This is a genomic window from Verminephrobacter aporrectodeae subsp. tuberculatae At4 (assembly GCF_000193225.1).
Classification (GTDB): Bacteria; Pseudomonadota; Gammaproteobacteria; order Burkholderiales; family Burkholderiaceae_C; genus Acidovorax; species Acidovorax aporrectodeae.
The window spans coordinates 1-11,631 of record NZ_AFAL01000386.1 but is presented as its reverse complement, the minus strand read 5'-3'; the positions used below and the strand labels follow the sequence as shown (position 1 = coordinate 11,631).

General features: G+C 60.3%; 10 protein-coding genes. 1 reads left to right on the top strand and 9 read right to left on the bottom strand.

Going from position 1 to position 11,631, the window contains the following annotated elements:
* Positions 1 to 193: 193 nt before the first annotated feature.
* From VTU_RS0110070 to pilV, 6 genes are read right to left on the bottom strand one after another with little or no spacing between them, the layout of a single operon-like run.
* Positions 194 to 772: a GspH/FimT family pseudopilin gene (locus VTU_RS0110070; RefSeq protein WP_010103794.1), complete on the bottom strand. Its 579-nt coding sequence runs from the start codon at positions 770 to 772 to the stop codon at positions 194 to 196.
* On the bottom strand, positions 769 to 1,293 hold the full coding sequence (locus VTU_RS0110065) for a type IV pilin protein (RefSeq protein WP_010103793.1): 525 nt from the start codon (positions 1,291 to 1,293) through the stop codon (positions 769 to 771). The genes VTU_RS0110070 and VTU_RS0110065 overlap by 4 nt, the downstream gene beginning before the upstream one ends.
* Positions 1,290 to 5,762, bottom strand: a complete 4,473-nt coding sequence (locus tag VTU_RS0110060) for a pilus assembly protein (protein ID WP_029554272.1) — start codon at positions 5,760 to 5,762, stop codon at positions 1,290 to 1,292. The genes VTU_RS0110065 and VTU_RS0110060 overlap by 4 nt, the downstream gene beginning before the upstream one ends.
* A 20-nt stretch (positions 5,763 to 5,782) precedes the next feature.
* Positions 5,783 to 6,439 carry a pilus assembly PilX family protein gene (locus VTU_RS0110055; protein WP_236610699.1) on the bottom strand — a complete coding sequence of 219 codons (657 nt, stop codon included), beginning with the start codon at positions 6,437 to 6,439 and terminating at the stop codon, positions 5,783 to 5,785.
* 1 nt (position 6,440) lies between these two features.
* Complete coding sequence (locus VTU_RS0110050) at positions 6,441 to 7,463, bottom strand: PilW family protein (protein WP_010103787.1); 1,023 nt, start codon at positions 7,461 to 7,463, stop codon at positions 6,441 to 6,443.
* On the bottom strand, positions 7,460 to 8,167 hold the full coding sequence (gene pilV / locus VTU_RS0110045) for a type IV pilus modification protein PilV (RefSeq protein ID WP_236610698.1): 708 nt from the start codon (positions 8,165 to 8,167) through the stop codon (positions 7,460 to 7,462). The genes VTU_RS0110050 and pilV overlap by 4 nt, the downstream gene beginning before the upstream one ends.
* A 70-nt stretch (positions 8,168 to 8,237) precedes the next feature.
* On the opposite strand from pilV, the gene ribD reads away from it, so the two are divergent.
* Positions 8,238 to 9,341 carry a bifunctional diaminohydroxyphosphoribosylaminopyrimidine deaminase/5-amino-6-(5-phosphoribosylamino)uracil reductase RibD gene (gene ribD / locus VTU_RS0110040; protein ID WP_010103783.1) on the top strand — a complete coding sequence of 368 codons (1,104 nt, stop codon included), beginning with the start codon at positions 8,238 to 8,240 and terminating at the stop codon, positions 9,339 to 9,341.
* A 22-nt stretch (positions 9,342 to 9,363) separates the two neighbouring features.
* On the opposite strand, the gene VTU_RS0110035 is transcribed toward ribD, so the two are convergent.
* The 3 genes from VTU_RS0110035 to VTU_RS0110025 form a co-directional block, all read right to left on the bottom strand.
* Entirely contained in the window at positions 9,364 to 9,681 is a 318-nt protein-coding gene (locus VTU_RS0110035) for a hypothetical protein (RefSeq protein ID WP_081479780.1), read from the bottom strand.
* Between the two features lie 73 nt (positions 9,682 to 9,754).
* Positions 9,755 to 11,185 carry a metalloprotease TldD gene (gene tldD / locus VTU_RS0110030; RefSeq protein ID WP_029554270.1) on the bottom strand — a complete coding sequence of 477 codons (1,431 nt, stop codon included), beginning with the start codon at positions 11,183 to 11,185 and terminating at the stop codon, positions 9,755 to 9,757.
* A gap of 124 nt (positions 11,186 to 11,309) precedes the next feature.
* On the bottom strand, positions 11,310 to 11,631 hold a 322-nt coding region (locus tag VTU_RS0110025), incomplete at its 5' end, for a LysR substrate-binding domain-containing protein (protein WP_010103779.1).

Below are 11,631 nucleotides of genomic sequence, written 5' to 3'. Positions count from 1 at the left end.
AACACCCATCAGACACTCCCATGTTCAACATCAACTTGGTGGACCTGTGGACAGGCCCGAGGCGACCTGTCCGCTGGCGTCCACTACCAGCGGCTATTGTGCATGTTGGTTTCCACACGAAACGACGAGGAGCCCAAACGCCGGGCAAGCCATTGACGTACCGATGCCGGGGTTGCGGGTTTTCCGGCGGACCCTATTGCGTAGCCGAATTGGTGCAACTCGTATCCGCGCTTGGTTTGCAGGCCCTCACCCGGCCCGTGCGCGCCACGACGATGCGCCGTGTTTCTTCCGACGCGTTGGCGGCGTCGGTTCGCGCAATCGACAGGTTCAGGGCCACGGGCGACCCAGTCTGGTCGATGGTGTACCCGGAGCCGTTGAATTCGATATAGGGGGTCGAACCCGCAGCAACGTCAGTGCCCGTGATATTGAAATAAGCTTTTATCGCTTCCTGCGTCTGCACCGTGGTGTCCGTACCATTTGTGTATGTATTGTCACGGTTGGTGTCGACATAAACGATCCAGCCACTTGTCCAGAGCGTTGCACGCGGCCTCACAAAGGCATTTCTACCAGTCTTCATGGCCTCGCTCTTGGCCGCATTGATGGCCGTCAGGAGCGAGTTGGTGATCGATGTCAGCTCGGAGTTGCGCTGATATTGAACAAAGCTTGGCGCAGCCAGTGTCATCAGCACTGCGGCAAGCGCAATGGTGATCATCAGTTCGATGAGCGTGAAACCGCCATTGCGGCCGCTCGGGTCGGTACGTTTGTGCATCATGGCCAACAGAGTCTGGACGTGGTACCCGTGCAGTCTTTTGCCCCGGTACTGGTCATGCGCAGGTCTCCGCCAGCGGGATCCGGGCGGATCGGGGTCGCGACCGCCTGCACACAATCAGCGAGGGACAATGGCGTCGCAGCACTGGCCCCCGAGCAGGCTTGCGCGCTCAGTACGTAGTGCGAGTTCGCCAATGCATCACCGGAAAAGGTTTTGAATGGCACGCTCGTCGCTGCGCTCACTCCACATTCAGCAGACGCAGTGGCGGTGGCCGCACCTGTCGTTTGGTTGGTGCTGAAGGCAAGATAACAGTTTCTCTGGGTCATATAGCGCTCCTGTTGCTGCAATAGCTGTACCACGGCGGTCCGGCCCTGGGCCCGGCGCCCTTTCAGGACCGAGTCCGTGTACGCGGGATACGCTATGGCAGCGAGTATCCCGACGACCGCCACCACGATCATGAGCTCGATCAGTGTGAACCCGCAAGAAGATTCTCGGGTGGCCCGCAGAGGGTGTTTTTGATTCATTTCTTCGTTTCTTGGTAGTTGAATATTTCTCGCCAACTCAGCCGGCCGATCACCTCGGTGAGCTTGACAGATGGAGCACTGGTGTCGATACCACCCTGCATTTGCGTAAAGCGATGCAAGGTCGTCGTGCGAATGCGTCGGCCCGTGCTGTCACTATCCGTCACCGTGACATCACTGTCGCTGGACTGCAGGACCGGCGGGCCCAGCAGTCCCAGATTGGAAGGCACATAGCTTCCAGCCCCCTTGCTGATATTCAGAAAATACTGATTTCCGCCGCCTGATCCGGCGGAACAGGATGCGGTGGATGCAGCACCCGCACCGGGGGGTATCTTCGTATGGATGGTAGCCGACAGGGCGCCCATATTCAGAGCCGCTTGGTCAACGCGTTCACCGGAGGACAAATCAAAGTACCAACCCGCGCGTGGACTGCTGACCCCGTCGGCATCGACACGGGGACGCCCCCACTGGAAGTCCGCGACAGCCACGGTCTTGCTCGTCGCATCCACCACCCCTTTCTGAAGGCGTTTGCGCCCCGTGATCACACTCACCCCGGAGGTCGAGTCTGCCGTCGTGGAGCCGTTGTCATAAATGGCGTAGATGGTCTGTGTGGGCGTTTGACCATTGTCCGACGGTTCCATGTACTTTCCGGTACCAAACACCACGTAGAACGACCCCTTCCCTTCAACGATGGGGCCGGCAAAGGGGGTCGGTGCGGCAAAAATGGGTTGCACCTGGGGTGTGGCGTCGTCAGTGCGCGCGATGTACAGCGGATACGCGGTCGGACTATCCTGTGTGCCCTTGTTGAAGAACGACAGTTTGTCCATGTTCCAGTCCGCCACCGGCTTGTCCGCAAACTGAAGTCTCCAGAGTGCGCCATGGAGATCACCCATGTAGATGTCGGTCATTTCGCCTTGTGTTCCGTACAAGGCGCTGAAATTCGCCAAGCCTGTGGCGTTGGTGGCATTCGGAGCAGTGTCGATGGGTACCGACACTTTGAAATAGTTTGTTCCCAGCGTCCAGGCTTCCATTCCCGGTTTGTCGAGCGCCAGCAAAAATAGCGCAGGCTTGCCCGTGCTGCTGAACTTGCCGTCGCCGTCGGGTACATAGTTGTTCACGCCGCCAGCCACCACAGCAAACCAACGATAGCTTGCGCTGGCGGTGGCCGTAGCGTTTCCGGTCTTGATTTTCATGACCTTTGGCGTTCCCACCACCTGACCAATGTCCGGGTCATTGGCGCGCGTAAATTCCCACATGACTTTGCTCGCGTCGAACTTGTCCGGTTCCGTCACGTCGAGTGCAAACACGCCGGAGCCACCACCGCCCGTCCCGGAGACCAGCACCGTCTTCCAGTCGGTATCTTGACCGGTATTCGCTACCTGGGTTTCCGCAACCACCGAGGGGGCGTCCACGTAGTTTTGGTGATTGTTGACAAAGTCAGGGACTGTCAGAGCGGACAGATTGCGTCCCAGCCAACTGGGGATGTACGCAAACAATTCGTCTCCGGTTCTTGCATTGAAGGCATGGAGCATGCCATCGTTGGCGCCGGCAAACACGGCGGGGGTGCGTGCGTCGTATTTCTTGCGAAAAGCCACGTACCCATCACCACCAAAGGCCTTGGATGGCGCGCCGGAATACGAGACATTGGAGTTCACGATGTCCCCCAGCAGGGAGTCGCGCTTCCTGAACGGGTTGCCCTCTTTGCTGCGCTCACCGCGCAGGTACGCGAGTCGGTCCTTGGCCTTTCCATCCGCAGCAGCCGACGATTTCACCTTGTCCAGATGCTCTTTCAAGGCCCTGTCGATTTTGTCCCACGTAAATTCGGTCGCCACGGGATAGGGATTGGATGTGCTGCTTCTTGACTGACCCACAAAGATCTTTCGCGTATCAGCCGGCGATGACATGGTGTCCAACTGATGCGCGGCACTCCAGCGGGGGGGGGCCAGCACGAGCGCATTCGCATGGCTCGCATCCTGGGTGATCGGCTTGGCGATGACGTCACCGCTCCAATTGCTGGTGGAGAACTTGGCCGCATACGACTCCGTGCCCTGGGTGATCTTGCTGCCCGTGCTCAGACCGCCACCAGCCACACTGTGCATGCTGCTCGATGTCCGGCTGAAGATGTCATTGAACGCCGAGAGGACATCCCGCGCGGGCGATGGTTTGCTTGTGTTGAAAAAATAGTAGGTGTCGGCCTCACCCGGTTCATTGGATTTTTCCCAGACCTTGTTGTTGTCAGCGCCGGTCTGGTCCTTGAAGGGATTGCCCTGGGTGTTATAGGGCTTTCCGGCGGAATTGGCAGGATCCGTTTCAAATCCGCCATATTTTGCAGCCAAGAAAAACTGATTTCTGGTACGGCGTTGTGCGTCATTATTTTGACGACCAGCCTCATTCACGTCGAAGGTAAATGTCTTGACCCGCAGGCCTGGACGCTGCATATCGACTTTGTTCGTCCAGTCAGTGCCTCGGATATCATGCGTTCTGGCCCAGTACGCAGCACCCACGATCAAACCCGTGGTACCACCTGGTGAATTGGGATTTGCACTGTTTGGATTGGAAATTCTCTGCCTTGTGCCCTGTCCATCGAAATAATTGACAGTTTCTCTCTTATTCTCGAAATTCCGAACGATATCACGCCATTCACGGATGTCCGGAATATTGTTTTGAATATCTACGGTGGGCATTCTATCGCTATCATGGGTGCCAACGTCTCCAATTACAACGATATTGCTCTTGACGCACGAGTAATCGCTTCCATTCGTGCGTCCATTGCCATACGGGTCATCCCATTTCTTGAAATAAGGGAATCCGTCTGCCATTGTGGAGTCGATGGGTTCTTTGATTGCATTGGGGCTTGGCTGAAGTCCCTGAAGATACCTCAGTGCCTCGTAATAAAGCTCTCCGACAGGGTCGAAAACTTTGTACACGCCGGGTACGATGCCGGAGCGGCCAAACTTGTTCAGATAGTTGATGATTCCACTGTTTTGATAATTATTATTCCTGTCGGGGTTCTCGATAAACACGCCGGTTTGGGCATTCCATTCGGTATTCGGATTATTTCCGGATGCAGAATTTTCGTAACCTCTGATATCATAGGTCTTGCTACCAACATATTTCATCGGAGCGCGCAGGACGCCACCATACCGACTATTATTATCCAGAAGATAACCAAATGCTGCGAAGCGCATTTTTTCGCTGTATTTCTGGATGACACCCGTTGGTTTGTAATTTCCATTGGGATATTTTTCACAGAAGTCATAGTTGCGGGAATCCTGAAGCTTGCCTGAAGAATCAACGTCGCATACCCGCACGCGTGCGTAAAAATAGCCATCGGAATTCAAACTCATGGCGTTCGTTGGTTCCGGAGATACCGGGCGCCTTCCCCAGGGGCCATTGTGCTGAGTAATGAAGCATTTCCTGAGTGTCCCTGGACGCCTGTTGGCGGACCCGGGACCAGGTTTTACCATTACATCTTCCGTGCAGTCGACGCCATTGTGTGCGTAGACAGAAAACCATTGGTTTGCTACTCCAAACATGACTTCCCTGTTTCCAGAGAAATCGCAGACTCCGCCTTCGTTAGCGCATTCTATCCAGGAAGGACCTTGAGTAACAGAACGAGGCTGAATCACCTGGTTCCAGACAGTGTTGACACGGGTGGTATTGGTTTTTGCCCCCAGTTTGTAACTCGACGTATCGTTGCACCACCCTCCTCTGGTCCTTCCGAAATAAATACGGTTGAGCATATTGGCGACATAGATGTCATTGCCATTCGCAGCCGTAATCATGATTGCGGGGACTGCACCGAAATAGGTGCCGACACCACCACCATCTTTTTTGAGTTGTTTTGACGGAAAGTAATCCAGGTTATTCCACATGCAATCGCGATTACCGTTCGGTAATACGGCGCGTTGCAGAATGGTCAAGTCTTTCGTGTCGATATAGCGATCCCCCCCCGAAAGCGCCAATCGATGCATGTCAATGGCAGAACCGGATGCCCAGTTCAAAAAATTTCCACTGAATGCATCGGTACATTTTCTTCCATCTGCATTGCCAACCTTGTCAAAGCGTTTGTAATCCGCTTTGCTCTGTGATGCAGTGGGCCTTTCTTGCGGATCGTCGATGTACTTGTAGCAACTCTCTGCATCGTAATAACCAAGGTATTCTTTATCTGTTGTATACGAGTCATCATCATCATCTTCGCTTCCAAGGATGTTGTATTGAGCCCCTACCGTTGGAAATTCCACGGACAGTGCGAGCGTCATGGTCGGTTTGTCTACCGTAGACGTGGCATACAAGGGGGCGCTGGCCAAGGCGATCTTTTGAATCGTGGGCGGCGCTTCGCTGCCGATGGCCAGCCAAGAAACGGCAATGGACATGGGCAGCACAACAGCCCAAGCCAACCAAGCCATAAGGCTTTTCGGGTGCCGCTTGTGCAGCTCTGGCATGTCTCTACGCACGGTGGATGCAGGCATATGAAGTCCTCTCGGAAATTTTAATTACGGTAAATCATCTGAAGCACAACCTGTGTGTCGCCCTTGGGACCAAAACCCATGGCGGTTATGCGGTACAGGAATTTTTTCTTTGCGGGGGTGTCGATCATTGTACTTTCTTCATCGGGAATGGGCTCAATCACATAGCGCGGGGGTTTTACCGGCTGTATGCCTCTTGCGCCCGCCGGGAAGTTTCGACCTGTGAATTTTCCGAATTCCACCGTTCTTGCATCGGTGCCGGTTTTTTCGAAGTTGACGGCCAGCCAGGCCGGGTTTTCTTCCTTGGGGTTCAGACTGCATAGTCCAATGCTTGTTCCCGTGGAGCCGCAACCGGAGACGAATTGGCTCAAATCGACGTCGCCCTGCTTGAAGACCGCGTTTCTCTTGTTGGTGGAACTGGCTGGCTGACCTTCGATATCCATCTCCGCATCGACAAGCGCCGCCTCTGCCGCTTGCCAGGCGATCTGCAGGTCCCTGTCATTGCGGGTACCGCGCTCCGCCATCATGGCAATCCGTGCGCCGGCAATCCCCAGCAGCGAAACCACGATCAGTATCAGCATAACGATGATCAGTGACAAACCGCGCTCTGACCTGAGCTTTCTTGCGCTCGCGGAAGATGCGGGCCACAGCCCCGGCTTATAAATCGCCATATCAGCCATATCAGTCGCCCTGGGAGTTGCGCAAATGCACGGTGAAAGTTATCGCTTGGCGCAAACGGCCATCGGCTACGGGGGTGTATACGGTGCCTGGATCATTGGCGTTGTCTGCAAAGGCGGAACCCTTGGCTCCACCCGCCGAGCCCTTTGAAATTCCGAGCGGATAAAAGGTCTGGCTGCTCTGGTCGATTGCCGATCCGGGGGAGGCCCGAAGCACGACGCCGACGCGGATGCTGCGCACCCGACGCCAGTTTGCATACGTGGCTTGGTCATTACCAGACACCGTCAACTGGTCTGCACGCAAATAGCGCTCTGGCACCGAGTCTGCGGTACTTGCTGAAGGGACTGCCGTGTTGCCCGGAGCAATACCGTCGACTCCGTACAGCAGTTGCAAGTTTTCCACCCCCGAGAGCAGTGGCTGGGTATCGTAAGCGGTACTTCCGGTACCCAGTCGGGTGCACATGAGGGCTGGTTCTCCGTCGCTCCCGACCCCCACATGAAAAATACTCAGCAATTTGTCGCCCGCTGCCGTCGGTGCGGCTGTCGCCGCGACGCCGGCGCAGTCGATCATCGTCCTGTCGGACACCGCTGCATCGGCAGTCCTGGAACTGCTTTGGTAGCGAAGCACCAGAATGTCGCTGCCATAACCAACTTCGCCTGCCGTGCGTGCAGTCCCTTGATTCCATGCATTGCCCGAAGCCCGCGAACTGTTGTTCAGACCAAAGACGTCGGGCGCCAGCAGTGCGCCGGCGTTCGATTTTTGTGCCATTTCCGAGATGAACCGCAGGTCCCTGTAGCCTGCCTGCGCCACGAGCCGCTGGACGATGCTGCGCAGGAATCTGCCGTTGTCCTGCAATTGCGATCCGGCATCGACCGCAGTGAAACCCTGGCGTGCAACCAGCAGAGCGGCAGTGGCAGCCAGTGTGATCAACAGGCCAAGCGCCATGGCCACCAGCAGTTCGATCAGGGTCATGCCTGCCGCTGCCTGCCGATGGCCCGAGGAGAGGGAGGTCGGTTGCAGCGTCATGTGGTGGTCCCGCCAGTGACCGGAAAAATGACCGAGGGGCGGACGTCGGCTCTTTCCAGGGCGGCATCGCCGGTTGCACTTTTGTCGGTGCTTGCTCGGGTCCAGCCGATCTTGATGAACACAATTCCCTGCGTGGCAGTAGCCGAGCAGTTCCACTGAGCAAGGCCGCTCTGAGCGTCATAGGGCGCGTCGTCAAAGCAGATGCGGACCCTGGCGCCGGGCAATTCTGCGGCGACGCGGGCGAGCCAGTCGGTCATTGCTGCGCGTGCCACGTCGGTTGTGGATGTGCAGCCCGTGGCGGCGCTGGAAACGCTGAGGCAGTAGTTCGGGGACGCCATCGTCGTCGACGCGACCAAGTAGGGGTTATCTGCAATATTGGGTTTGACGGCGATGGCCTTGTTGCTGCGCATCATTTCCGCGAGCTCCGCCGCGAGCCCAACGGCCTGGGCCTGCAGGCGTGCGTCGCGGGTGGCCTGGATGGAGAATGCCTGCATTCCTACGGCGCCCAGCAGTCCGAAGGTCAATATGACGATGGCCACGAGCACTTCGATCAGGCCAAAGCCTTTCGGCGCGCGCCTTGGGAACGCCCGGTATCCCGGGTTTCGGCGGGGGGACAGGCTCGGTTTGTCATACGGGTTGATTTTTTGTGCCAAGGTGATGGATGGGGTTAATTGATTGTAAACTTTGTGCCTGTGAATCGGCACCTACCGTTCATGCACCCGGTTTGACCGCCGATCGCCGGCGTCAGGTTTCTTTGTTAGGCTTCCTGGTTCTATGTCGGACTCGGACTGCATTGCCCAAGCGCTGGAACTGGCCGCTGAGGGCCTGTACCGCACGTCGCCCAATCCGCGCGTCGGTTGTGTGATTGCCGATTCCGGCGGGCTTGTTCTCGGGCGCGGATCGACCCAGCGTGCAGGGGGCGCGCACGCCGAAATCATGGCCCTGCGCAATGCGGCGGAATGCGGGCACTGTGTCGTTGGTGCAACGGCCTACGTCACGCTCGAGCCCTGTGCGCACCACGGGCGCACGGGGCCCTGCTGCGATGCGCTGGTGGACGCGGGAATCGCCCGGGTCGTGGCGTCCATTGCCGATCCGAACCCTTTGGTCGCCGGACAGGGGTTTGCGCGTTTGCGCGCCGCTGGCGTGCTGGTCGAGGTCGGATCTGGCGCGCAGGCCGCGCGCGCGCTGAACATGGGGTTTTTCAGCCGCATGCTGCGCAAGACGCCCTGGGTGCGCATGAAGGTGGCGGCGTCGCTGGACGGGGTGACGGCGCTGCACAGCGGTGTCAGCCAATGGCTGACGGGGCCTGCCGCACGCGCCGACGGGCATGCCTGGCGGGCCCGGGCCTGCGCGGTGTTGACCGGTATCGGGACGGTGCTGGCCGATGACCCCCGGCTGGACGTGCGCGCGGTGCCAACGGATCGGCAGCCTGCGCTGGTGCTGGTCGACAGTGCCTTGCAGGTGCCGCTCGATGCGGCTCTTTTCGGCGCCGAGCGCGCCGTCCATATCTACGCCGCCGTCGCGCCTGACGCCAAAAGGCGCGCGCTCGAGGAGCGCGGCGCGACGGTGAGCCTGCTGCCGGACGTGCGGGGCAAGGTGGACCTGGTGGCCATGGTGCGCGACCTCGGACGCCGGGAGATCAACGAGTTGCACGTCGAGGCGGGGTACCAGCTCAATGGCTCGCTGCTGCACGCGGGATGCGTGGATGAACTGCTGCTGTACCTGGCCCCCCGGCTGGTCGGTGAGGGCTTTGGCATGGCGCAGCTTGCGCCCCTGGCCGCGTTATCGCAGGCGCAGACGCTGGCTTTTCATTCGCTGGACCGCGTGGGGGACGATGTGCGCATCCTCGCGCGTCTGCAGGGGCGGGATCACTTCTGAGCGCTTGCCGCGGACGCGGGGCTCACGGTTTCTTCGTATAGCCCAGGCAGGCGCCCGCGTTCGGGCGCCCCTGGCATTCCCGGTAGAGGCGCCGGTCCCGCTGCGCGCTGCTCTCTTCGGACGGACTGCGCTGGTGTTTGATTTTCGCGGATGGCTTTTTCGCCTGGGTCGGCCCGCCGGGTGCGGACGGGTCCGCTCTCTTGCTGCGCGCCTGCGCGTCTTGCGAGGCGGCTGCAGCGGCCAGTGCCATTGCCGCGGCCAGCAACAGGGGGGTCAGCCGCGACCTTGTGAGCGCGCAGGGGCTTGCGCGCGAGGAGAGGGAAGCGAAAGAAGCTGGCATGGCAGTGTGCATGGGTGTGCGTGGAGGGCGAAGGGTGGGCTCTGTCGGCGCGTCTCGTCTGGTGCAGGGGAGTTCAGGCCGTGCCACCCACCGTCAAGCCTTCGATGCGCAGGGTGGGCTGCCCCACACCGACGGGAACGCTCTGGCCTTCCTTGCCACAGGTGCCGACGCCGCTGTCCAGGCGCATGTCGTTGCCGATCATGCTGACCTTCTTGAGCGCTTCGGGCCCGCTGCCGATGATGCTCGCACCCTTCACGGGGTACTCGATCTTGCCGTTCTCCACCCAATAGGCCTCGCTCGCCGAGAACACGAACTTGCCTGAGGTGATGTCGACCTGCCCGCCGCCGAAGTTGCTCGCGTACAGCCCCTTTTTGATGCTGGCGATGATCTCCGCCGGGTCTCTGTCGCCCCCGCGCATATAGGTGTTGGTCATGCGCGGCATGGGGATGTGCGCGTAGCTTTCGCGCCGGCCGTTGCCCGTGGGCGCCACGCCCATGAGGCGGGCGTTGAGCGTGTCCTGGAGGTAGCCCTTGAGGATGCCGTCCTCGATCAGCACATTGCTCTGGCTTGCATGGCCCTCGTCGTCGATATTCAGCGAGCCGCGGCGCTCGGCGATGCTGCCGTCGTCCAGAACCGTGACGCCCCGGGCCGCCACACGCTGACCGACCCGACCGCTGAAGGCGCTCGACCCCTTGCGGTTGAAATCCCCCTCCAGGCCATGGCCTATGGCCTCGTGCAGCAAAATGCCAGGCCAGCCGGGGCCGAGCACCACGGTCATCTCGCCTGCCGGGGCGGGGCGCGCCTGCAGATTCGTCAGCGCGGCCTGCACCGCATCATCGACGTAGCGGTCAATCTGCGCGTCGTCGAAACAGCTCAGATCGAAGCGTCCGCCACCGCCCGCAAAACCCTGCTCGCGGCGCCCGCCCTGCTCGGCGATGACCGTCACCGACAGGCGCACCAGCGGACGCACGTCTGCGGCCAGCGTGCCATCGGCCCGGGCAACCAGCACCACGTCGTACTCGCTGGCCAGGCCCGCCATGACCTGCGTCACACGCGGGTCCTTGGCGCGCGCGCGCCGCTCCAGCTTCTCGAGCAGCGCCACCTTGGCCGTGCTGTCGAGCGAGGCGATCGGATCGACGCCCGGATAGAGGCTGCGGCCCGCAGCCAGCTTGGGGCGCGCCACCCGCACCCGGCCGGCCTGCGCTGCCGCGCAGATGGAGCGCACGGTGCGCGCGGCGTCGAGCAGCGCCGCCTCGCAGATGTCGTCGGAATAGGCAAACGCCGTTTTCTCGCCGCTTACCGCGCGCACCCCCACCCCCTGCTCGATGCTGAAAGAGCCCGTCTTGACGATTCCCTCTTCCAGGCCCCAGCCCTCGCTGCGCGTGTACTGAAAGTACAGGTCGGCGTCGTCCACCTGGTGGGCGCGGATCTCGGCCAGCGCGCGGGCCAGATGGCCTTCGTCCAGACCAAAGGGGGTCAGCAGCAGTTCGCGGGCAATATCGATGCGCTGGCGGGTGGCTGCGCGCCGGGGCGTGGCGTGGGGGGGTGGAGAGTCATCGGGGGATTTTAGAACCTGTCTGCCCTGCGGCGCGCGCTGGTGCACGGGCGCAGCCGCCCTACCCTCCCGCTCAACACAGCACGCCGATAAAGCGCGGGGCTGTCTCTTGGCCAAACTCGGTGCAGGCCCGCTGCATCACCTGGGCCGCGGCATGGGTCAGCCCCTGCGCCTGGGCGTTGCGGCACAGGGTCACGGCGATCGCGGGCAGCGGCGGGAGCGGGGCCAACTCGACGAATTCCCCGCGGTCCAGGTAGTCGCTGACGAACAGGCCCGGGATCGCCGCGATTCCGTAGCCGTCCCTGACCAGGCGCACGATGGCGGCGACCGAGGGCGAGCAGGTGATCCGCGTCTGCGCCACCGGGACGCCCTCGCGCCCGGCGAGCTGCGCGACG

Coding starts and splice junctions, on each gene's coding strand:
- VTU_RS0110070 (WP_010103794.1), bottom strand. CDS start 772: ATGATGCACAAACGTACCGACCCGAGCGGCCGCAATGGCGGTTTCACG.
- VTU_RS0110065 (WP_010103793.1), bottom strand. CDS start 1,293: ATGAATCAAAAACACCCTCTGCGGGCCACCCGAGAATCTTCTTGCGGG.
- VTU_RS0110060 (WP_029554272.1), bottom strand. CDS start 5,762: ATGCCTGCATCCACCGTGCGTAGAGACATGCCAGAGCTGCACAAGCGG.
- VTU_RS0110055 (WP_236610699.1), bottom strand. CDS start 6,439: ATGGCTGATATGGCGATTTATAAGCCGGGGCTGTGGCCCGCATCTTCC.
- VTU_RS0110050 (WP_010103787.1), bottom strand. CDS start 7,463: ATGACGCTGCAACCGACCTCCCTCTCCTCGGGCCATCGGCAGGCAGCG.
- ribD (WP_010103783.1), top strand. CDS start 8,238: ATGTCGGACTCGGACTGCATTGCCCAAGCGCTGGAACTGGCCGCTGAG.
- VTU_RS0110035 (WP_081479780.1), bottom strand. CDS start 9,681: ATGCCAGCTTCTTTCGCTTCCCTCTCCTCGCGCGCAAGCCCCTGCGCG.